This window comes from Clostridium sp. (genome assembly GCF_051278035.1).
In the GTDB taxonomy this organism is placed as follows: domain Bacteria; phylum Bacillota; class Clostridia; order Clostridiales; family Clostridiaceae; genus Clostridium_AD.
This window is the reverse complement of sequence record NZ_JBNMNU010000066.1, coordinates 1-21,708: the sequence shown is the minus strand read 5'-3', so window position 1 is coordinate 21,708 and position 21,708 is coordinate 1. Positions and strand designations below refer to the sequence as shown.

At 31.6% G+C, this 21,708-nt stretch carries 21 protein-coding genes, 1 rRNA gene and 1 pseudogene; 8 read left to right on the top strand and 15 right to left on the bottom strand.

Annotated features, from left to right (window positions below; genetic code table 11):
- The 3 genes from ACJAX4_RS11405 to ACJAX4_RS11395 form a co-directional block, all read right to left on the bottom strand.
- A partial coding sequence (locus tag ACJAX4_RS11405) for a GAF domain-containing protein (RefSeq protein ID WP_435789581.1) occupies window positions 1–669 on the bottom strand: 669 nt, incomplete at its 3' end.
- 58 nt (window positions 670–727) lie between these two features.
- Window positions 728–1,126 carry a YbaN family protein gene (locus ACJAX4_RS11400; protein ID WP_435789580.1) on the bottom strand — a complete coding sequence of 133 codons (399 nt, stop codon included), beginning with the start codon at window positions 1,124–1,126 and terminating at the stop codon, window positions 728–730.
- Window positions 1,127–1,235: 109 nt separating this feature from the next.
- Window positions 1,236–1,772 (bottom strand): hypothetical protein, encoded by a 537-nt coding sequence (locus ACJAX4_RS11395; RefSeq protein ID WP_435789579.1) that lies wholly within the window; start codon window positions 1,770–1,772, stop codon window positions 1,236–1,238.
- A 299-nt stretch (window positions 1,773–2,071) separates the two neighbouring features.
- Between ACJAX4_RS11395 and ACJAX4_RS11390 the strand changes: the two genes are divergently transcribed.
- Window positions 2,072–3,103 (top strand): DUF3048 domain-containing protein, encoded by a 1,032-nt coding sequence (locus tag ACJAX4_RS11390; protein ID WP_435789578.1) that lies wholly within the window; start codon window positions 2,072–2,074, stop codon window positions 3,101–3,103.
- A 122-nt stretch (window positions 3,104–3,225) separates the two neighbouring features.
- Here ACJAX4_RS11390 and ACJAX4_RS11385 read toward each other — a convergent pair whose 3' ends face one another.
- From ACJAX4_RS11385 to ACJAX4_RS11370, 4 genes are all read right to left on the bottom strand, one after another.
- Window positions 3,226–3,606, bottom strand: coding sequence for a hypothetical protein (locus ACJAX4_RS11385; RefSeq protein WP_435789577.1), 381 nt, complete (start codon window positions 3,604–3,606; stop codon window positions 3,226–3,228).
- Window positions 3,607–3,911: 305 nt separating this feature from the next.
- Complete coding sequence (locus ACJAX4_RS11380; protein WP_435789576.1) at window positions 3,912–4,304, bottom strand: HAD-IIB family hydrolase; 393 nt, start codon at window positions 4,302–4,304, stop codon at window positions 3,912–3,914.
- Between the two features lie 65 nt (window positions 4,305–4,369).
- The gene (locus tag ACJAX4_RS11375) at window positions 4,370–4,756 is read right to left on the bottom strand and encodes an HAD family hydrolase (protein WP_435789575.1); all 387 of its coding nucleotides are present in this window, start codon (window positions 4,754–4,756) and stop codon (window positions 4,370–4,372) included.
- A gap of 14 nt (window positions 4,757–4,770) precedes the next feature.
- Complete coding sequence (locus ACJAX4_RS11370; protein ID WP_435789574.1) at window positions 4,771–5,076, bottom strand: hypothetical protein; 306 nt, start codon at window positions 5,074–5,076, stop codon at window positions 4,771–4,773.
- Window positions 5,077–5,318: 242 nt separating this feature from the next.
- Between ACJAX4_RS11370 and ACJAX4_RS11365 the strand changes: the two are divergent.
- The 5 genes and pseudogenes from ACJAX4_RS11365 to ACJAX4_RS11345 all read left to right on the top strand — a co-directional run bounded on the left by ACJAX4_RS11365 (window position 5,319) and on the right by ACJAX4_RS11345 (window position 9,038).
- Window positions 5,319–6,800, top strand: a pseudogene (locus ACJAX4_RS11365) (spore germination protein).
- Window positions 6,797–7,267 (top strand): GerAB/ArcD/ProY family transporter, encoded by a 471-nt coding sequence (locus ACJAX4_RS11360; RefSeq protein WP_435789573.1) that lies wholly within the window; start codon window positions 6,797–6,799, stop codon window positions 7,265–7,267. The pseudogene ACJAX4_RS11365 and the gene ACJAX4_RS11360 overlap by 4 nt, the downstream one beginning before the upstream one ends.
- Complete coding sequence (locus tag ACJAX4_RS11355) at window positions 7,231–7,911, top strand: GerAB/ArcD/ProY family transporter (RefSeq protein WP_435789584.1); 681 nt, start codon at window positions 7,231–7,233, stop codon at window positions 7,909–7,911. The genes ACJAX4_RS11360 and ACJAX4_RS11355 overlap by 37 nt, the downstream gene beginning before the upstream one ends.
- Complete coding sequence (locus ACJAX4_RS11350) at window positions 7,908–8,093, top strand: hypothetical protein (protein WP_435789572.1); 186 nt, start codon at window positions 7,908–7,910, stop codon at window positions 8,091–8,093. Before ACJAX4_RS11355 ends, ACJAX4_RS11350 begins: the two co-directional genes overlap by 4 nt.
- Window positions 8,094–8,114: 21 nt before the next feature.
- Window positions 8,115–9,038, top strand: coding sequence for a Ger(x)C family spore germination protein (locus ACJAX4_RS11345; RefSeq protein ID WP_435789583.1), 924 nt, complete (start codon window positions 8,115–8,117; stop codon window positions 9,036–9,038).
- A 78-nt stretch (window positions 9,039–9,116) separates the two neighbouring features.
- Here the strand turns inward: ACJAX4_RS11345 and ACJAX4_RS11340 are convergent, their stop codons facing one another.
- The 4 genes from ACJAX4_RS11340 to ACJAX4_RS11325 form a co-directional block, all read right to left on the bottom strand.
- The gene (locus ACJAX4_RS11340) at window positions 9,117–10,409 is read right to left on the bottom strand and encodes a 2-hydroxycarboxylate transporter family protein (RefSeq protein ID WP_435789571.1); all 1,293 of its coding nucleotides are present in this window, start codon (window positions 10,407–10,409) and stop codon (window positions 9,117–9,119) included.
- Between the two features lie 34 nt (window positions 10,410–10,443).
- The gene (locus tag ACJAX4_RS11335; RefSeq protein ID WP_435789570.1) at window positions 10,444–11,616 is read right to left on the bottom strand and encodes an NAD(P)-dependent malic enzyme; all 1,173 of its coding nucleotides are present in this window, start codon (window positions 11,614–11,616) and stop codon (window positions 10,444–10,446) included.
- 235 nt (window positions 11,617–11,851) lie between these two features.
- Window positions 11,852–13,456 (bottom strand): ATP-binding protein, encoded by a 1,605-nt coding sequence (locus ACJAX4_RS11330; protein ID WP_435789569.1) that lies wholly within the window; start codon window positions 13,454–13,456, stop codon window positions 11,852–11,854.
- A 48-nt stretch (window positions 13,457–13,504) separates the two neighbouring features.
- Window positions 13,505–14,224, bottom strand: a complete 720-nt coding sequence (locus ACJAX4_RS11325) for a response regulator (RefSeq protein ID WP_435789568.1) — start codon at window positions 14,222–14,224, stop codon at window positions 13,505–13,507.
- A gap of 216 nt (window positions 14,225–14,440) precedes the next feature.
- Here ACJAX4_RS11325 and ACJAX4_RS11320 point away from each other — a divergent pair, with 216 nt between their 5' ends.
- The gene (locus ACJAX4_RS11320; protein ID WP_435789567.1) at window positions 14,441–15,379 is read left to right on the top strand and encodes an AEC family transporter; all 939 of its coding nucleotides are present in this window, start codon (window positions 14,441–14,443) and stop codon (window positions 15,377–15,379) included.
- Window positions 15,380–15,463: 84 nt separating this feature from the next.
- On the top strand, window positions 15,464–16,861 hold the full coding sequence (locus ACJAX4_RS11315; RefSeq protein WP_435789566.1) for a hypothetical protein: 1,398 nt from the start codon (window positions 15,464–15,466) through the stop codon (window positions 16,859–16,861).
- Between the two features lie 489 nt (window positions 16,862–17,350).
- Here ACJAX4_RS11315 and dhaK read toward each other — a convergent pair whose 3' ends face one another.
- The 4 genes from dhaK to rrf all read right to left on the bottom strand — a co-directional run bounded on the left by dhaK (window position 17,351) and on the right by rrf (window position 21,708).
- Window positions 17,351–19,111, bottom strand: coding sequence for a dihydroxyacetone kinase subunit DhaK (dhaK, locus tag ACJAX4_RS11310; RefSeq protein WP_435789565.1), 1,761 nt, complete (start codon window positions 19,109–19,111; stop codon window positions 17,351–17,353).
- Window positions 19,111–20,247, bottom strand: a complete 1,137-nt coding sequence (locus tag ACJAX4_RS11305; RefSeq protein ID WP_435789564.1) for a glycerol dehydrogenase — start codon at window positions 20,245–20,247, stop codon at window positions 19,111–19,113. Before ACJAX4_RS11305 ends, dhaK begins: the two co-directional genes overlap by 1 nt.
- Window positions 20,248–20,410: 163 nt before the next feature.
- Entirely contained in the window at window positions 20,411–21,445 is a 1,035-nt protein-coding gene (locus ACJAX4_RS11300) for a PocR ligand-binding domain-containing protein (protein ID WP_435789582.1), read from the bottom strand.
- A 147-nt stretch (window positions 21,446–21,592) separates the two neighbouring features.
- Window positions 21,593–21,708: ribosomal RNA gene (gene rrf, locus ACJAX4_RS11295) — 5S ribosomal RNA — on the bottom strand.

Here is a 21,708-nt window from a genome sequence, read left to right as displayed (position 1 = left end):
CTCTTTATCAACTGTTAATTTATATTCTTGAAGATCAAATACATTATCGCTGCTTATTTTAATTTGTACTTTGCGATCCCTAAAATCACCACATAAATTTAGTTCTTTGAGTCCCTTTTCATTTATATGAGTAATACAATTTTTCTTGTTTAGTATAATTACACCTTGCTCTGTTTTATCGACCACGAAATTTAGCAGTTGTAGCAAGGTCTGTGTTTTCATTATTTCTATTTTCTCATTGGCAGCGCTACTTATAAACTCGGAAATTTGTTGTAGAAAAATCATATATACATCAAAACTTGCAAGTAGATGTTCCTTTTGATTATCACTAATGCATATGAGCCCAATGACTCCAATAGTCTCTTCATTCAATTTTATAGGTGTGCTCATCTCTAATTTTTCTGCACATAACCCTCTTTTAGGACAAGGTATACAGATTTTGTCTTTTCCCGGTTCGTATATAATTTGTGACTTGCCAGATTTTATTACCTTTTTATAAACATATCCCTCTTCTGATATATCTACATCTATCTTATCTTTATAAATACCAGTGCCCGCTATTCTAGTTAAATTAGAATCTACTATTTCCACTTCTACTTGAAGAATCTGAGATATAATATTAGCATATTTAATTACAGCTTCCTGTATATCTTTTAATATTGAATTCAATTTTAATGCCTCCGTCCGCAAATGATATTTTAATTTATAATCTTTTGTTGATAGATAATTACAAGCTAGTTGTTAATTTAGCATCTGGCACAATTGTCTTGATCTTATACATAAAATAATAATACTTGTACACTATCAAAATTATCATAAATAGCTTTGTATAAACAGACTCTAAAATAATTAGCGGGAACATTAGCATAAAGTCAGCAACCGCTAGTATCGTGATTTTCTGTTTTAAAGTAATAGCCCTCTCATTCACAAAATTCTCCAGATGTTTTTTATACAGTTTTGTCCCTTTAAACCATTTATCAAATCTTTCTGATCCTCTAACAAAACAAACGGATGCTAAAAGATAGAAGGGTGTAGTCGGAAGTATTGGTAATATTATTCCTATAGTTCCTAAAATAAATGATATTAATCCTATTACTACATATATAAACTTTTTTAATTTAATCATATCTTCACCACTTTTCTCTTTTTAATAATATCTTCAAGTTAAAATTCCCTCAAACCATTCGTCTGAAGGAATTTAACATGCATTTTGAATTACATGAAGTTACAATTTATCAATAACCATAATTGTATAATGGTAAACCACCGCGTCTTCCGATTAATTCTCCAATAAGTAGAACTTTGATCAAATCCTGGACCGTATTTCTTCTGCTAGGGCGACGTCTACGGCGGCGTCTTTGTCTCATATCATTATCACTCATTAAATTATCATAATCATTATTATAATCATTATCATTATCATTATCATAATCATCATCCTCATAGTTATACCTATAATTCTCTTCGTATTTGTCACATAGTTGTTCACTAATATGATCCATTTCGTCCATGCCAGGACAATACATCGTACCATACCTTGCCACCATCATATCACAATGATGCGATACCATGGGATAAAGTTTTATATAAATTTCTGGGTACATCATTTTTAGATCTTTATTATCCTCTACCTGAAGCATAGGCATATTCATCATAGTCATATCCATCATTGGCATATTCATCATTGGCATATTCATCATTGGCATTGGCATATTCATCTTACTCATACATTTCCTAAGATTTTCGCAATTATTACAAGGGTTGTCGTACATAAGTACCTCCAAAACAATATTTCACTCTTATAATATTCCGTTCTAATTGTTTTGTTACAATAGCATGTGAATTTTATACTATTTCGCTTTTTATAGAGGATTATTCAATGATATGTAGAATAAAAGAGAAGAATGATAACTCAAATAAATATCATTTTTAAGGGGGCAACGTGTTAAGCAATACTAAAAATGATGACAACCATAGTCTAATTGCAAACTTATATACTAGGTAGCACTAAAGACTCTGTTGAAAGCACAGATGACTGGTAAACTATAGTATTATTAAGGAGATGTTCCATATGAAAAATAAATCTAAGCTACTATTACATATAATTATCTTAGTTAGTTTTATCGCTGTTGGATGCAGCAAAAAACCTGAAGCTAATGTTACTGAAAGTAAGTCAAAAACTGTTGAAACAAAAATTCCTGCACCTGTGGAACCCACACAAAAATACTACTCTCCCTATACAGGTGAAGAGGTAGAAAAAGAATCATTAGATAACATAGCTTTACTTGCCATAGTAGAAAACTCAGTATCTGCAAGACCTCAGTCGGGTTTAAATGCCGCAGATATAGTTTATGAAACTGTGGCTGAAGGTGGCATAACTAGATTCATTGCATTATTCCAAAAGAACAATGCTAAAAAGCTTGGCCCAATTAGAAGTGCAAGGCCTTATTTCTTAGATATTGTTAAAGAATATAATCTTCCCTTTGCTCATTGTGGTGGCAGTGCAGAGGCTCTTGATGAAATTAAAAATAAAAACTTAATGAGTATGGATGAAATGGCATACGCTTCTACTTACGTGCGAGATAATAAAAGAAAAGCTCCTCATAACCTTTATACTTCTACTGATAAATTGAGAGCGCTTGTTAAAACAAAAGATTATGTAAAGTCTCCTACTGTAAAGTTGAAATTCGATAAAAGCTATTGGGATAGCGATAAGCTTTCGGAATCTACAGATGTACTCTTAAAAATAAATAGGTATTACAGCACTAGTTACACTTATAAGGATGGGCTTTACTACAAAAGCATGGATGGAACGTCTTCAACTAATAAAGTTGATAACCTTCCTATAACAACTAAAAATATAGTGATACAATTCACTTCCATTAAACTACAAACGGATGGACTTCATTTAGATATTGCAATTGTAGGTAGTGGTGATGGTTATGTTATTAGCAATGGCAAATTTGTTAAAATGCACTGGAGTAAAAAAAATGCTACTTCACAAACCCTTCTAACAGACGAAGCGGGTAATAAATTACCATTAAATCCTGGTAACACTTGGTGGAATATTGTAAATAAAAATACTGTTGTTGATATTAAATGATTTCAAAGTAAATACACACTCCAAAATTTTTATGACAGCAAGCTACACAACAAAAGGGTTCTCTAATATACCAATTTAAATTGGTATATTAGAGAACCCTTTTGCTAAAAAACAAAGCAAATTTATTGCATTCTCATCTTCGTGATTTCTTTATTGTAATTGATACTCTTAGCTTCATCCTCAGTAATCAAACCATCTACAAGCAGTATATTATCAATATCAACCATCTTAAATGCTTTAGTCTCTTGATTATGAGCACTACACACCTTAAGACTCAAATTCTTTTCTTCCTTATCACCCGTTTTAATTAAAAATAGTACATTCTCTTCTGAATCAGAGTTATCTTTAAAAACATTAAAATCTTCATTTATTAGTAAAGACTTAATTAGGCCTTTTCTCAATTCTTTTTTTATAATTGCTATAGTATCATCATGTTTGATTATATATTCAGAAATAAAACATACCAATTCGTTTTCCGATTGAAATAATTGTGTGTTTAACATTTATATTACCCCCTGAATTAATAGATTAATAATTTATTTATATACATTGTATTGCATTTTAATTCATTAGTCAATACCTTTTTTAAGTTTTATTAAATATTTTATAATTCAAATAATGCAACAACTCCTTATAATTAGCTATATTTAATAAAAACCGCTTTGTATTAGGCAAATTACTATCTATTTATAGTAATTTTTTTAATGAATAAATATACATTCAAATGTATATTTATTTGAATGTATATTTACATAAAATAATAACCGATGAAGGTCAAAATCACACCCCACCGGTTAATCATTAAATCTTAGTTTACTTTATTTAATATAAATTCGCTAATAACTTTAGCTACCCCATCTTCATCATTTGTAGCTGCAATATAATCTGCTCTGTCTTTAAGCATATCTATTGCATTTCCCATTGCAACGCCAAGTCCACCAAATTCAATCATTTCAATGTCATTTTCATTGTCACCAATTGTAATTATTTCTTCTTTTTTTATCTTATACCGCTGTGCTAAATATTTCACTGCAGAACCTTTAGAAACGCTCTTATGGGTCATCTCTACACCATGTAACCCAGCCCCCAGCACCTGAATAGACTCGATTTTTTTTAACTCTTCTTTTATTTTTTGTATTTTTTCAATATCATTATCAATAATATCACATTTAATGATTTCCTCTTCCTCAGTCTTAAACACATCGACCCATTGCTTAGCATTTTTAATATGATGTAGTTTAACTTTATACCCCTTTGATTTAATTTTTAAACAAATTCATATAAAAATATTAAATTCATATAATCAAAAAAACTTTTACCATCATATGTGTCTTTAGATGTATGAAATCTTGGATTAGCTTTGTATTTATTACAAATTTCAAGAATCTTAGTATTATCCTCTCTTGACATGGTGCGTTTATAAATGAATTCATTTTTCTCTTTTATGATTCCCCCATTTGCTGCAATAACAGGAGAATCTATGCCAACCAAATTAGAATAGTAAGCTGCATTAATATATATTCTTCCTGTTGTTATTACAATATGTACTCCCATATCATAAGCTTTTTTTAGTGCATCTCTGTTGGCATTTGATATTTTCCTTTTACTGTTTAATAGTGTTCCATCCATATCAATACATACTAATTTATACATTAATAACCCATCCTCTAACGCCTTAATTTACTTCTTAATAATTTCTGTATATTTGAAAATAACCCTAAAAGAGTCCCTATTAACATAGTTTGAATTACAGTTTCAGAATCACTGGATAGGCTTATAATCCATGCTATTGTTGCAACTAATAATGCACTAAGTGCTAATGTTATCATTATAAAAGCATATAAGCCTAGAAAAGTCTTTATCTTAAGCTTTACTTGTATTTTATTGCTAATTAATAGTGATTTATCAAGATATATAAAAAGTCCTGCTGGAACTAAAAGTAGTAAAAGTCTGGTAAGTATATTAAAATACATTTCTTATCATCTCCTGTATCTTAAAATTATAACATATCTTTAGTGTTTTTTTCATTTTAATAAAACGTTTATAAGCTTAAATGTAAATGACTTCTATTAACAACAATGATTATCCATTTCACTTCCACTCCTTGTTACTATACTATCCATACCAACTTATCCCATGAATTCTGTATATAATAACTATAAAAGGTTAAAATATCAGTATTGAAGTGGTGAAAAACTATATTGAGGTGATATATATGAAAAATGAAAGCATTGACACTAAGATGAATAATATTATAACTGCCTTGGGGTCATCAGCTCCCATAAAACTCAAGTATATATCACTTGGAAGAGATCCATCAATACAAGGTGCTATTATATATATTGATGGTCTAGTAGACAAAACTACTATTAATAGGGATATTCTTAATCCACTAATGATTGAATTACGCTGTTCTATACCACTAAATAACGACACTCCAAGTTTTCTTTGTAGTAATTACATAACTGCTGACTGTACCATTATTAAAGATAATATTGAAGAAGTTTATAATCAGGTTAAAAATGGAAATACATTACTTATACTTGAAAATCTAGAAGAGTATGTGATTATTAATACCACTGGTGGTGCAACAAGGGTAATATCTGACCCAGTGAATGAAACCACACTAAGGGGATCCAGAAGTGGTTTTGTTTAAAATTTAGAAATTAATATCAGTTTGCTTCGGAGGAACATAAAAGATTCAAACCTTTCCATTGAAAAACTCATTGTTGGAAGGCGTTCACAAACGGATTTAGCCTTAGTTTATATTAAAGATTTAGTTAATACTGAAGCTCTAGATGAGCTAAGAGAAAGAATAAATGCAATAGACGTAGATTCCATTACTGGCACAGGACAATTACAAGAATTTCTAAATGAAAACCCCTATAGTATTTTCCCTATGTGCATGTCAACAGAGAGGCCGGATAGAGTAAGCCCAGGTATTATGGAAGGTAGAATAGCTATAATTATAAGTGGTTCTCCCTTTGTTTTAACACTTCCTTCTTTATTTATTGAATTTTTTCATACTGTTGAAGATTATAATGAAAATGCAATAGTTTCAAATTTTATAAGGCTTATTAGATTTTTATCAGTTTTATTATTAATTACGCTTCCCTCAATTTATTTAACATTAATTAAATATAATGGTGAGCTCATACCTATTGAATTTGTTGTTCCGGTAGTACAATCACGAATAGGAATATCTCTTTCACCCTTTATGGAAATACTTATACTGGAACTACTAATGGAAATTCTAAGAGAAGGAGGATTAAGGCTTCCCACAAAAATAGCATCTACTTTAAGTATAGTGGGAGGTATTATTATAGGAAACGCCGCAGTACAATCAAATATGGTAAGTCCCACTACTCTGCTTGTAATTGGTATCACAATTATTGCTTCTTTTGCAGTGCCCTCAGTTGATATGTCTCTTTCTATAAGGCTGTTAAGATTTCCAATGTTGTTTCTAGCAAATAGCATGGGGATAATGGGGGTCGCTACAGGCTATACACTACTTATTCTCCATTTATCTTCCTTAGAGAATTTCGGTGTTCCTTATATGGAATTTAAAAAGAATGATTTAAAGGATACTTTTATTAGATCCCCTTTATGGAAAATGAATTCTCGTCCATACATAATCTCAGACCGGAATAGGAAAAGGCAAACTAATTTTAGAAAAAAATTCAGGAGAAAAAAATGATGAATAAAGATAACAGTCTAATAACCTCTAACCAGCTTTTTTTTATCTTACTTGGCTGTATTATAGGTATGGGAATCACTAGTCTTCCTACTGATGTGGTAAGAATTTCAAAACAGGATGGATGGATTTCTACCATTATAGGTGGAATATATCCATTGTATATTGTTTTAGCTTCAGGAATAATAATCAAAAGACATCCTGATAATAATATAATGGATTTAAGCAAAGCATATTTCGGAAAAATAATAGGAAATGTTTTTAATTTATTGTTTATGTTTGCATTTTTATCGTATATTGTAATAGTTATTTCAGGTTCAAGCAATCAGTTAAGAGCATATAGTATATACTTTATGCCACATTTTAAATTAGTTATGATTTTTGTAGCTATTGCTTGTTATGCTTCAATTAAAGGCTTAAAGGTTTTAGCCAGATTTGCTACTATAATATTTTTTTATTATGCCTTATAGTTATCGCATCTACAGTATCCTTTAAGTCAGGTAGTATTTTAAATATAAAACCTTTTTTTGGTGCCGGTTTCTCTAATATTTTAGAAGGAGGCTTTAAATCTTCCTTCGCTTATGCAGGTATGGAATTACTATTAATAGTATATCCATATGTGGAAGATAAAAAAGATATATTAAAAGTTACATTACTAAGTACTCTTGTGGTAATTTTATTTTATTCTTGGATAGTTTTTTCATCTGTTTATTTTTCCGGGCCTGATTTAGTAGTAAGACAATTATGGCCATTCTCCTTCGTGTCTGAGTCATTTAAAATACCTGTAGTAAATAATTTTAGATATTTAGAGATTGTTATATGGATTACTGTGGCTTATAAAACCACATCTATTGAATTTTATGCCGCCACAAAAATATTGACTAATATTACTAATATAAAAAGAAAAACAATTTGCTTCTTATTATTACCTATTATTTTAATTTTCCCATTATTCTTGGATAATGAAGTAATGAGAAGAGATGTTGCTGGCAAGATTATTCCTTGGATAACCTTGTTTAATATTTTTTATATAACCATAATTGCATTATTATCTCTTTTAAAAGTAAGAACAAACTTAGGAATATTCAAGAAAAAGGAGAGTACTTATAAATGAAAAGATATAGCTTACTTATATTATCTGCTTCATGTATAATTATATATCTCATATTTAATTCAAGCAAAGACAACCTTCCTATAGAAAAAACTGATATTTGCTCAGGAATGTCTTTTGATATCAAAGCAATTAGCCCCGTGGTTGAATATGACATTGCTGCAAGTGCATATACTTTCAATTAAAAAGATGAAGTTTCAAGTACTATATTAGAAGGTATGGGTAAAAATGTTGCTGAAACTAGGTCAACCAGACAAACCGTCTCATCCAAAGAATTCTTACTTGGACTTCAGAAAGCATTTATTTTTAGCGAAGATTTAGCAACTTATGGTATTAATCCTATTGCTGATATAATGTTTTCTAATCAACAAATGAATGATGCTACATGGATAGTTGTTTGTAAAGACAAGGCCCTTGATATGCTAAAATTCAAAGATGGTGATCACACCACTGCATCAGACCATATTGACGGTATGCTAGAAAGCTCTAAAGAACAAAATTTCATGTCTGACCAATATAAAGTGGTAGATATGTTTGTAAGGATAGGTTCAGAGGGAAGAAATTTAGTTCTTCCCTACCTTGATATAATAAACAATAAAATTACTTTGACCGGTATGGCTCTTTTCAAAAAAGACAAAATGGTCGCAAATATACCAATGGCAGAGGCCATGTATATAAATATTTTAAAGGAAGATAAAGTTAAAGGAATACTAACACTTCAAAAGGATTCACACAACTTGATATTAAATTATGGTAAATCAAAACGAAAGGTAAAATGCGAAAAAATCAATGATAAATATAAATTTATTATTGATATAGTATTTAACGGTCAAGTAGTAAATAATACTATGTATAAGGATCTTATGATAAATACCAAAACAGTAGATAAGTATAGTCAGGAATTAGAGGAACAAACAAAGAAACGTTGCAATGACTTCATAAATAAAATGCAAAATGAATATAAAGTAGATTGCCTAGAGTTAGGTCGTGTTGCTGCATCCACTTATGGACGAAACCCTGAAACAGATTGGGATAACATTGTTTGTAATTCGGACATAATAGTCAATGTAAAAGTAAAAGTTAATGGTCTTGGGAGAGGTCAGTTTTTATTTGACAATAATGAGAAATAGATATAATTTTGTTCTTTAAAAAGCGAGGTCAACCACTGAAATATATAAGATATTTCGCTAATTGACCCCGCTACTTATTTACATGAATATTTTTAATAAACTACTTGCCAATATTAAAACCATTGCTCCACCTATACGGGAAGATATTTGTGAAAATGGCATAAGATCCATTCTCTTTGCTGCAGTTAATACTGCCACATCTCCAGTACCACCCATATTAGCCATACATAGTCCGCCTGTTATAGCTGCTTCTATTGGATAGAACCCAACTGCTTTTCCACCAAAGAATGCTCCTATAGTACCTCCTATTATTACTGCTAATACAAGAACTACATACTGCCAGCTAAATGCTGCTGCAACTTGTGCAAGATCAGTATATGCAACTCCTATCCCTACTAAAAGAGCTCCTGTAAAATTGGTCATTACAAATTCAAACCATTGTTTTGCTGCAAGCTCCATGTATCTAGGAATAAATCCAAACATTTTCACTGCTGCTACTGTCATTATCATCCATGCATATGAGTGAATTCCTGGTATAAATTTATTTATAGTCGTTCCAATAACAAAGAATGTTAAGGCTATTAGAAGTCCCATACCCATAGCTTTTATGTCTAATTTATTTACTTCTTCCTCTTCTACTATATTTTCTTTATCGTCTACTTTCATTAATTTACCATTTCCTGTTAGATTAGGTTTGAATTTACCTAATCTATCAAGTAATCCACCCATAACTATGGCCATAGCGTTTCCAAGTGCTACTGCAGGTACCATTACAGATAACATATTTATTGGGTCTACACCCATTGACTCACCGAATATTTTTGCAAGTGGAACAGCACCTGCACCCATACCACCACCCATAATAGGGATTCCTATGAAAAATATTGCCTTTTGTGCCCCATAGCCTATAAGCGATCCAACTAAAGCCACAAGTCCTAATGCTACTACAAGTCCACATAATATTACTGGTAAATATCTAACTGCTGATTTTATTAATAATTTTCTACCCATACCAAGTATACTACCCGTTATCAGTGCAGCAATATAAAAATTTAGAAATCCACCACCTTTCATAAAGGTTACCATATTCTCTGATGCTGCTTCTGGAATTATGTTAAACATTATAAGTGCTGCTGATGCAAATATAATTACTATAGGTCCGCCACCTAAGAATGTGTTAACAATAGGGGTTTTATTTCCTATTTCATTAAATATTGCACCAAGTACTATCATTAATGCAAAAGCTCCTATCATTCCTGTAGGTAATGTTCCCATGAAAGTTGCACCTAAAACTACTGTTGCTATAATTGCAAAAGCTATAACCGGTAGTCCTAAAATTCTATATTCTTCTTTTTCAATTGTATTTTTCATGTATATATCCCCCTTTAAATTTATAATCAGTATTTTAAATTTTTGCTACCCCTGCTTCTCTTGCTACTCTAGCTACTTCTGCCGCTACAGTTTTTGCTACTCGCTCGTCAAAAACTCCTGGAATAATGTATTCTTCATTTAACTCTTCATCAGAAATTATATGTGCTATTGCAATGGCTGCTGCGAGTTTCATATCTTCAGTTATATCTGTTGCTCTTACATCTAGTGCTCCTCTAAATATTCCTGGGAATATTAAAACATTGTTTAATTGGTTTGGGAAATCAGATCTTCCTGTTGCAATTACTCTCGCACCGCCTTCTTTAGCTTTATCTGGCATAATTTCAGGTGATGGATTTGCCATTGCGAATATAATCGAATCATTATTCATAGTTCTAACCATATCTGGATTTACCACATTTGGTCCCGAAACTCCAATAAATACATCTTTTTCTTTTATAATTTCCGCTAATATTCCAAGTTCCATATTCCTGTTTGTAACCTTTGCTACTTCTACTTGATGTGGATTCATCCAATCAAGCCCCTCTGCTAATGCTCCTTTCTTATCACACATTACTATATTTTTGGCACCGTATAAAAGAAGAAGCCTACAAATTGATATTCCAGCTGAACCTGCACCATTTATAACTATTTTTGCAACTTCAATATCCTTTCGGACTAGTTTTAGCGCATTGATAATTCCTGCTAAAACAACAATTGAAGTACCATGTTGATCGTCATGGAATACAGGTATATTCAATTCTTCCTTTAGTCTTCTCTCTATTTCAAAACATCTTGGTGCAGATATATCTTCTAAGTTTATTCCTCCAAAAGTTGGAGCGAGATATTTTACTGTATTTATAATTTCATCAACATCTTTTGTATCAAGACATATCGGAAAAGCATCAATGCCTCCAAATTCTTTAAATAATATTGCTTTTCCTTCCATAACTGGCATTGCTGCTTCAGGGCCTATATCTCCAAGGCCAAGTACTGCTGTTCCATCAGTTATTATAGCTACAAGATTACCTTTAGCCGTATATTTGTACACGTTTTCACAGTTTTCGTGAATTTTCCTACAAGGTGCGGCAACACCCGGCGTATAAGCTGTGCTTAACTGCTCCATGTTTTTCATTGTAACTTTAGATACTATACTAATCATCCCTTTATTTTCTTCATGCATTTTTAAACTAAGTTCATTATATATCATTCTAAAATACCTCCTTATAAAATTTGTTATTATATTATCTCTTTAATTTATTCTTTAAATACATTGTAATATAAATCGCTAAATAAGTAATATTTAGAAAGTATTCTAAGTATTTTGAAACTAAAGTAACTTTAGTTATTTAAATAACGATCAAAAACCCTCAATAAAAATTATTGAGGGTTTTTGTACAACAAGCGGTTTAAATCTTGCTTATACTTATTTATTTTTGCTTCAATTATTCCTCTTTAAATAAAACAACAGTAACTGTGCATCCCTTTTGCTGTTCTGAAATTATAGATATTTCCCCCTTTGAATTTTCAATAGTTTCTTTAACTAAAGCCATACCTACTCCCTCACTCCCTGTTTTTGTTGTATAGCCTCGCTGAAATATCTTATTTATATTTTTCGCCTCAATTCCAACTCCTGAATCCTCAACTTCAATCTTAATTTTATCATTAAATTCTTCAATTCTTACCTTTACATACTTATTTTCATTATCACATTTGTTTACTGATTCCAAACCATTTTCAATTAGATTTCCAAGAATAGTTACCAAGTCATTACTATCTATGTTTTTATGGGTATCTGCAAGATTAACTTCTTCATTAATTATTAAATATATTCCAAGCTCTTTTGCTCTACTAACCTTGCCTAATATTAATGCTGCAATAGTAGGATCTTTAATTTTGTTAGTTACCATACTTAAGAGTTTCTGTCTTTTTTCTGTAATGCTTGTAATATACTTTTTTACTTCCTCCAAATCGCCCATATATATAAGTCCAAGAATAACATGAAGTTTATTCATAAATTCATGGTTATTTGCTCTCAATGCGTCCACAATTTGCTTTACCCCTGTAAGTTCTTCAGCCATTTTTGTTACATTTGTTTTATTTCTAAAAGTAGCAATAGCACCTATTACTTTCCCTCTATCCACTATTGGAATTTTATTAGTCATTATTATAGTATTATTTATCTTTTGCTCTTTATCAAATTCGCAGACACCCGTTTTTAGTACTGTAATTAAACGTGTAGTTGGAAAAATCTCTTCTATATTTTGACCTATAATCTTATTCTTATTAGTTATATTCTTAATATTTAATATATCTATTGCCGAATCATTTATAAGCGTAATTAGCCCTTTGCTATCAACAGCTATTAACCCTTCATAAATAGCATCAATTATTCCCATCTTTTCATTGTAAAGCCTTGTTATTTCCTCAGGCTCAAGGCCAAGTAAAATTTTTTTTATATTATTTGCTAATAAAAAAGCTCCTATAATACCTACCGCAAGCCCTCCAAGACTGATTATAATTATGTAAAGAATTGTTGTATGTTTTGCATTTTCTATACTATTTGTAAGTGTGCCTACACAAACAAATCCGATTTGCCTCTTATTTTCACTATCAAATATTGGTACAAACGCTCTTAATGATTTCCCCAGGGTTCCAGTAGCTTCAGAAACATAAGTATCTCCATTTTCAACAACCCTATATTCGTCACCACCAACAAATTTTTCTCCTATCATTTCAGCATTAGGATGAGAATATCTAATACCTTCCATATCAGCTACAGTAATATATTCAACCTGTGTTAAAGTTTTACATTGCATATTTACATACGATGCAATTGCTTTATGAGGGTCCTTTTTATCTAATGCAATGATTACAACTTTAGAATGGCCCATCATCTGGGCAACATTCATAATATTACTTTTTGCCTTACTTTCTATATTTCTAGTCATACGTGAAGCTACAAAAAAAATAATAACAGATATAGATATAGCTACTACTATTATAATCAATAATGTAATCTTTGTTTGTAGCTTTATTTCTTTTCTCATATTCATCACCTCAATTAAAACATGTAAAAATTTAAGACTGTTTCGCCCTTACTTCCAGCATTTAATCATATTATCTATAAGATTTTTATCACTCTTTACGCATTTGTATCTATGTATTGGTCTGCCAAGCGAACCATATGTGAGTTTTGCCTTTAAAGCACCCGCTTCTTCTAAAAAACTAACATATTTACTCATTGATACTCTTGAAACACCTACAAGTTTAGCTAGCTCCTCTGTTGATAAGTTTTCATCCACATTTTCTATTATTTTTTGCCATGAAAGTTTTAATGTATTCTTCCCAATTCCTTTTGGAAGACCAATCAATTTAAAATTTTGATCATTATGTAAAATATGCTTATCGAGTTCCTCTTGACTTAAATCATCAGTATTTTTTATTAATTTCTCTCTATTTTTATAATTATTTAAAGCAGAACTAAATCTCTCGAATTCGAAAGGTTTAATTAAATAATCTACCGCTCCATACTGAAGCGCCTTTTTTACACTTGCGCTGTCCCTTGCTGCACTTACCATAATCACATCTATATTTTTATCCATATTCCTAATTTCTGAAAGTAGTTCAAGCCCATTCGTTACAGGCATGAATACATCAAGTAAAATGAGGTCTATTTCCTCTTTTTCTAAAACCTCTAAAGCCTCATGTGCTGAACGAGCTATCCCTCCTAATTTAAATCCATCTATCTGCTCAAGATAATATTTATTAAATTTTATTACCATGGGGTCATCCTCAACAATTAAAACCTTTATCATCTATACCACCGATCCTTTATACTTAACATTATATATTACAAGAAGCTGCATGTCTATTAGTTACAGGGTCCCTTAATATGATATCTATGCATAAGGATATAAGGTGTTTTATATCCTTTTTAAATAATTTTGTTTGACAACTCTTTCTATTAGTGGTAAAAAAGTATTAGAACTTGGACTACTTTTTATAGTCTAAATTATGAAAGGATGTTTTAAATGACTGAAATGCTTTCCGCTGTACAAACTGTATTAAGTATGATGATAATAATATCCCTTGGTTTTATTCTTACCCATAAAAAATGGTTTACAGAAGAGGTATCCAAAGTACTCGTTAAACTTGTTACGCAAATATCTCTCCCTCTACTCATGATAAACACTATAACTACTAATTTTGATAGTCAAAGTCTTATAACATCCTCAAAAGCACTTATAGTTCCTTTTTTATCTATATTGCTATGCTACCTTATTTCTATAGTGTTCTCTAATATTATGAAAATAGATAAAAATAAAAGAGGACTTTTTAAATCTATGTTTTTTAACTCCAACACTATATTTATGGGTCTTCCTATAAATATGGCTCTTTTCGGAGAAAAAAGTGTGCCTTTTGTGCTTCTTTATTACATCGCAAATACAACTTTTTTTTGGACTGTAGGAATATACGAAATAAGTAAAGACAGTTCAGAATTTAAACAAAGGTTATTTTCCAAGGAAAGCTTAAAGAAAATTTTCTCTCCCCCACTAGTGGGTTACCTTATTGGTATAGTTATAGTTCTTTTAAATATAAATCTGCCTATCTTTATTAAAGATACCTTCAAATACCTTGGTAATATAACCACACCTATAGCTATGCTTTTTATAGGAATAACAATTTACTCAATTAACTTCAAAAAAATAAGAATAGATAAAAATGTTTTAGGGGTACTCCTTGGACGTTTTATAATAGCTCCTATGCTGGTGATTTCTTTAACACTTATATTCCCTATACCTAAACTTATGAGGGATGTTTTTATAATTCAATCTATAATGCCAGTTATGACCAACACTGCAATTATTGCAAAAGCATTCAATGCAGATTGTGATTATGCTGCTATAATGATTGGCATCACTACCATTGCATCTTTATTTATAATACCTATTTATGTATTTATTTTATAATCCAATAAGAAGCTATTATAGTTAGTAACCAAGTATGTATTTTCTCATAATCTAATATTATAACAATGCTAATTGGAGATATACATGATTAATTTAACACTAACACCTCTTCACTATATATATCTAATCTTCATTATTATAATAATATTCGCCATGATAAAGAAGAAGGATATATCTCTTATATGTATTTTAGGTATCTTTGTCCTAGGTCTTTTCGGTACAGGTTCTATCTACAGATCTACCATGGGTGTATTTAATAGCTTCATTTATGCAACAAAAGAGCTAATGCCTACCATCTTTATAATCTCCATCGTAACTGCTATGAGCAACACTCTTATGGATTCTGGAATAAATGATGAATTAGTGTCCCCTTTTAAGGGGGTCATCAAAAATTATTGGATAGCTTATTGGGTTATCGGAATATTTATGATGATATTGTCTTGGTTTTTCTGGCCATCCCCAGCAGTAGCTCTTGTGGGAGCATTATTCTTACCCATTGCTCTAAAAGCCGGATTACCAGCCATGGGTGTTGCCATTTCAATGAACTTATTTGGACACGGCATAGCTCTGTCAAGTGATTATATAATCCAGGCTGCACCTAAGCTTACTTCTGATGGGGCTGGCATCCCTATTGCAAGTGTTATATCTGCGAGTATTCCTCTTGTAATCACAATGGGAATAGTTACAACTACTGCAGCCTTTTATTTTCTTAGAAAAGATATAAAAGAAGGCTTATTATCAACTGAATATAAAATAGAAGAAACTACAAGCAGTTTACCTGAAAGAATGCTTATTTCTTCCAAAATTCTAAGAAAACTATTGGCATTATTAATCCTAGCGCTTTTCGCATTAGACATCTATATAATGTACACTGCAAAACTTCAAGGTGGTGATGCAACCGCTCTTATTGGAGGCACAGCTGTATTTATACTAAGTTTGGTTTCAATATTGACCTACAAAGATAACCCCTTAGAGAAAATTACAGATAATTTTGTTAAAGGCCTACAATTCGGATTTAAGATATTTGGTATTGTTATTCCTATAGCTGCCTTCTTCTATCTAGGGGATTCAGCTTTCACTGCTATTTTTGGAAATATACTTCCTGATGGTTCTAATGGAATTGTCAATGACTTAGGTGTAGCGCTTGCAAATTTAGTTCCCCTTAGCTCAGCTGTAGCCGCTAGCACAATTACGGTTGTAGGTGCGATTACAGGCCTTGACGGCTCAGGCTTCTCTGGCATATCCCTTGTGGGTTCAATTTCTAAAATCTTCGGTTCAGCTTTAGGTGCAGGAACCGCAACACTTACAGCCTTAGGCCAAATAGCTGGAATTTGGGTAGGCGGTGGAACAATAATCCCTTGGGCAGTAATTCCTGTAGCAGCTATTTGTGGTGTGGATCCCTTTGAACTCGCTAAGAAAAACATTAAGCCAGTTGTTATAGGTTTAGCTGTTACTACTATCGTAGCTATATTTATTATTTAGTTTAATCTAAAAATCCAGTAAATATTCCTTTCCACTACTCTTAACAACAATCTTTACATAGGACTTACTGTCTCCAATTGGAGGTGTATAATAGTATTCTTGTCCTCCTGAGCCTGAGCCTGAAAGATTTTTGTAATATTGCAAAGCTTAGTCTGAAAAAAAACTCTAAATGCTATTTCCTGAGCAAATGCTAAAATCAAAAGTTTAGGTATCTGTAAAAACGTATTATCAAATGATAACATCGGTCTTTTGTCTAACATTTCTATTTTTCACTCAAATACTCCTTTTTACATTATTTATAATCTTTACTTGTCCATATATTACAATTATGTATTAATTATAACATAATCTATTAAATTAAACTAACTATACCCCCTTAATTTAGTCTACACTACTTTTTAGTTTCGTGTCTACTTAAGGGGGTATAGTTCAACATAGGTACCATTTTAAATTTATGGCTTTCTTTTTTTAGTTACCTGAAAAGTAAGTTTATTTTATAGCATTTGAAATTTCAGTAAATATTATAGCAAGTCCTGCTGCACCTGCATCTGGATAGCCTAAACTTCTCTCTCCAACTGCTCCTGCACGACCCATACGAGCCACAATTTTTTCAGTGCTTTTAGCTCCTTCAATTGCTGCTTTAGCTCCTCTTGCAAAAGCTTCTTTGAAAGTGATGTTTTCTTTTGCACTTTTCATCAAAGAATCGGCACATGGAATTAATGCATCTATTAAAGTCTTATCTCCAACTACAGCTCCTCTTCCAAAAGAACGTTCTCCTACAACTTGAATACCTTTAGCAGCAGACTTCATCATTTCTGCAAAACCTAAAACTGATAATTCAGTTTTTGTTCCAACCTGTTTACCTGCTGCTCTAAATGCTGATCCCCATATTGGACCTGATGCTCCACCACAATATTCCATTATTACCAAGGAACATGCATTTAAAAATTGTCCGATACTCAAATGTTCTTCTGAAAGAATTTCTTTCCATTCTCTCTTTAATTGTTTAAATCCTTTTGCTATACTCATACCAAAATCACCATCTCCAGCCTGAGAATCTAATTCGCAAAATGGAACTTCATTGTCAATAATAACTTCACTCATTTTATCAATAATATAAAGTATATTATTAAAACTTACTTTTTCATTATTAAGCTTTGCAAAACTTTCATCTGTCTCTACTTTAAATGATACCGACTCTGCATCGCCCCCAAAAGTGTCTAAGCTTACATATTTAACTTGCTCTACTGGGCCTGAAACCTTAAATGCTGGAGTATCACTTTCTTTTGATAATAGCTCTTTTAGCTGATCATCTAATTTCATAATTGATACAGAAGCACCTTGCATATCTATACTTGTCATATAATTTCCTACAAAAATTCTGTTTATTTTAACATTTTTCTTAACTAATTCTGAAACAACCGAATTGTTAAATAAGTATAATTCTTGTAGTGGTGTGCCTCCAAACCCATTTATTAATAATGCAACTTCTTCATTATTTGTACCATCTATTTTCATATCTTTTAAGATAGAATCCACAACTTTTTCTGCAAGTTCATCTGCAGGCGCCATTTTTTCTCTCTTAATTCCTGGTTCACCATGAATTCCAACTCCAAATTCCATTTCATCTTCTGCTAATTCAAAAGTTGGAGTTCCTTTAGCCGGTACATTGCAGGATGTAAATGCAAATCCTAAGCTTCTAACATTTGCAATAGCATTTTGAGCAACTGACTTAACTTCTTCTAGTGATAATCCAAGTTCTGCTGCTGCACCTGTTACTTTATGTACTAGCACAGTTCCAGCAACCCCACGACGTCCTACAGTATATAAACTATCTTTAACTGCAATATCATCATCTACTTTAACATAATCAACTTTAATACCCTCTTCAATTGCTAAATCAGCAGCATTCTTAAAGTTCATCATATCTCCACTATAATTTTTAATAATTAATAATGTTCCTTTATCACTAGCAGTAGCTTTAATTGCTTGATATACTTGAATCTGAGATGGAGAAGCAAATACATCTCCACATACCGCCGCATCTAACATTCCTTTGCCTATAAATCCAGCATGGGCTGGCTCATGTCCACTTCCGCCTCCGCTTATTAGACTTACTTTATTTTTATTAATATTTTTTTTCTTTATTACTTTATATTTTCTAACAAACTCTAATTCAGGGTGTGCCAAAACTATACCATTGCACATTTCCATTACTACAGTTTCTGGATTGTTAATTAATTTTTTCATTATTTACCTCTCTTTTCTTTATAATCTCTACCTATTTTATCTGCAGTTATAATTGATGCAGCTACTGCTTCAACAGTTATTGGGAATGGCATAGCATGAATCGATTCTTCTGGAATACATGCCTTTTCAGCTACTGCCATAAGTTCTTCATTTGTAATACTGTCTACTCCTATATCTGATAAACAAACTGGTAATCCAATTTCTAAACAGAACTCTAAAACTTCATTTAATTCTTCTGTAGGTGAATTTTCGAGTACTAGCTGAACAATTGTACCGAATGCGACTTTTTCACCATGGAAGTATTTATGAGTTCCTGCTAATATAGTTAATCCATCATGAATTGCATGAGCTCCACCAAGCCCTGCACTTTCAAACCCAAGCCCTGATAAGAGAATATTTGTTTCTATAATATTTTCTAGTGCCTGTGTTACCAAATTACAATCTGAAGCTGCTTTTGCTTTTACCCCATCCTTTATAAGAGTTTCATAGCATAGCTTAGCAAGTGCTAATGCGGTATTTGTTCCCCTTGCTGGCCCACATAAACCTTCTCTAAAACCACAAGGGAGTCCAGCATTAACATTAGAATATGATTTTGAAGTTGCTCTTGCTTCAAAATATGTTGATAATGCATCTCCCATTCCTGAAACCAAGAAACGAGTTGGTGCTTTTGCAATAACTGATACATCAATAAGAATAACACTTGGACTTTGCTTAAAGTAAGCGTAATCATCAAATGCTCCTTCTGGTGTATAAAGTACAGCAGAGTGGCTCGTTGGCGCATCTGTAGCCGCTATAGTTGGAACAATAATTAATGCTTCCCCCTCTGCTACACATTTAGCAGTGTCAATGGCTTTACCACCACCAAGGCCGATTATACACCCACATTTCATGTTTTTAGCAACCTCTTGTAATCTTGCAACCTCTTCTCTTGAGCATTCACCTATAAATTCACTTTCTACAAAAGAAACCCCAAATTTTTTAGCAGTTATATCTAATTTATTTTTAACACGTGCAACATCTTCACTATTAGCAATTAATAGAGCTGACCCTGCAAAACTTTTCACAAAGTACCCCAAATTTAATAATTCATCCTCACCTTGTACATACTTAGTTGGGCAAATAAATGCTTTTCTCATATTATCTCTCCTCTTTATAAAAATTTATTTTCATTTTTAACTTACTTTTATTTTAACATCGTTTACATAATAACTCATTGGAATGGCATGTCATAAAATTACGATTTTCAATCGTAATTTTATGACATTAAGCTATCGAATTGTAATTCTATGTTTTAATGCATTAATTTCCCTTGCAATATTTTCTATAAATAGCCGGAGTTACACCTTCATACTTTTTAAAAACTTTTATAAAATATCCAGTTTCACTAAACCCAAGTTCATCACTAATTTCATTAATAGGCATGTTTTTTTCCTCTAATATATTCTTTCCCCATTCAACCTTTAATCTGGATGAAAAGTTAGAAAAATTTTCTCCTGTTTCTTTTGCAAATAACCTACTAAAATAGCTTTGGCTAATATGACAAACCTTAGACATTTTTTCTACTGTAACATTTTCACTTTTATTTTTATAAATATACTCTATTGCTGGTCTTAAAGTATCACTTACTGTAATATCAACACCATTACTATATGATGTCTCTGCAATATAAGCATTTATTAGAGCGTTAGAAATTTCTTTTTTCCCATGTTCCATATTTTTTATTGTATATCCTGTTAATGTATTCGAATCTATTTCAAGCTCTTTTTTTATAGCCTTTTGATACATTTCTAAAATCAAGTTTTTATCTAGTGCCTCTTCTACTAAATAGTTACATAATGAAAATAACATATTTGCAATTTGTTTTATTTCCGCGTAGGATAAAATAGGCAATTCTTCATAATACTCTTTCAAGTCCTCTAAAACATTTTTAGTTATAGACTCTTTTGGGGCAACTACTATCTGTTCTAATAAATCTTGTGCATTAGAATCTGATAATTTTACTTGACCTGCCATAATTGCACCAATATATTTACCATCAATCATTATGGGAATAGCTATATCTACTATATTAAAATGACACAAATATATATATGCATTATTTAACCGAACTGCCTCTAACCCACCTCTAGAATCGCATCTTTTACAATATTTTAAAAGATCAGGATTTGCTCTTACCGATTTGCAGAATCTATGACAACCACTATGCACAGTAACTGGATTACCTTTATAGTCAACAGTTATCATTGCAAGCTTAGTGAATATTGCAAGAAGCTCTTGTAACCCGACCCATTTTTCTAAATTTATCACTTTATTTAAATTTATATTATCATTCATCAATATTCACTACTCCCTCATAAGTCGATAGATACGTTTATGGTTAAAAATCTGACCTAACCTTCGATTCACATTCGTCATCATACTAAGATTAAATTTCCTGTATAGCAAAAAAAACGCTAAGTTAGACTTAGCGTTTCTTATATTACCTAGCGACAACCTACTCTCCCACAAGGTCACCCTTGCAGTACCATTGGCGCATTGAAGCTTAACCTACCTGTTCGGTATGGGAAGGGGTGTTACCTTCATGCCATAATCACTAG

Excerpts from the sequence above, each read along its gene's own strand:
- dhaK (WP_435789565.1), bottom strand. The coding sequence starts at position 19,111 with ATGAAAAAATTAATTAACAATCCAGAAACTGTAGTAATGGAAATGTGC.
- ACJAX4_RS11400 (WP_435789580.1), bottom strand. The coding sequence starts at position 1,126 with ATGATTAAATTAAAAAAGTTTATATATGTAGTAATAGGATTAATATCA.
- ACJAX4_RS11335 (WP_435789570.1), bottom strand. The coding sequence starts at position 11,616 with ATGATATATAATGAACTTAGTTTAAAAATGCATGAAGAAAATAAAGGG.
- ACJAX4_RS11350 (WP_435789572.1), top strand. The coding sequence starts at position 7,908 with ATGAAAAGATATAGCTTACTTATATTATCTGCTTCATGTATAATTATA.
- ACJAX4_RS11385 (WP_435789577.1), bottom strand. The coding sequence starts at position 3,606 with ATGTTAAACACACAATTATTTCAATCGGAAAACGAATTGGTATGTTTT.
- ACJAX4_RS11330 (WP_435789569.1), bottom strand. The coding sequence starts at position 13,456 with ATGAGAAAAGAAATAAAGCTACAAACAAAGATTACATTATTGATTATA.
- ACJAX4_RS11375 (WP_435789575.1), bottom strand. The coding sequence starts at position 4,756 with ATGTATAAATTAGTATGTATTGATATGGATGGAACACTATTAAACAGT.
- ACJAX4_RS11315 (WP_435789566.1), top strand. The coding sequence starts at position 15,464 with ATGATTAATTTAACACTAACACCTCTTCACTATATATATCTAATCTTC.
- ACJAX4_RS11320 (WP_435789567.1), top strand. The coding sequence starts at position 14,441 with ATGACTGAAATGCTTTCCGCTGTACAAACTGTATTAAGTATGATGATA.
- ACJAX4_RS11340 (WP_435789571.1), bottom strand. The coding sequence starts at position 10,409 with ATGAAAAATACAATTGAAAAAGAAGAATATAGAATTTTAGGACTACCG.
- ACJAX4_RS11360 (WP_435789573.1), top strand. The coding sequence starts at position 6,797 with ATGATGAATAAAGATAACAGTCTAATAACCTCTAACCAGCTTTTTTTT.
- ACJAX4_RS11370 (WP_435789574.1), bottom strand. The coding sequence starts at position 5,076 with ATGTATTTTAATATACTTACCAGACTTTTACTACTTTTAGTTCCAGCA.
- ACJAX4_RS11325 (WP_435789568.1), bottom strand. The coding sequence starts at position 14,224 with ATGATAAAGGTTTTAATTGTTGAGGATGACCCCATGGTAATAAAATTT.
- ACJAX4_RS11300 (WP_435789582.1), bottom strand. The coding sequence starts at position 21,445 with ATGAATGATAATATAAATTTAAATAAAGTGATAAATTTAGAAAAATGG.
- ACJAX4_RS11305 (WP_435789564.1), bottom strand. The coding sequence starts at position 20,247 with ATGAGAAAAGCATTTATTTGCCCAACTAAGTATGTACAAGGTGAGGAT.
- ACJAX4_RS11390 (WP_435789578.1), top strand. The coding sequence starts at position 2,072 with ATGAAAAATAAATCTAAGCTACTATTACATATAATTATCTTAGTTAGT.
- ACJAX4_RS11395 (WP_435789579.1), bottom strand. The coding sequence starts at position 1,772 with ATGTACGACAACCCTTGTAATAATTGCGAAAATCTTAGGAAATGTATG.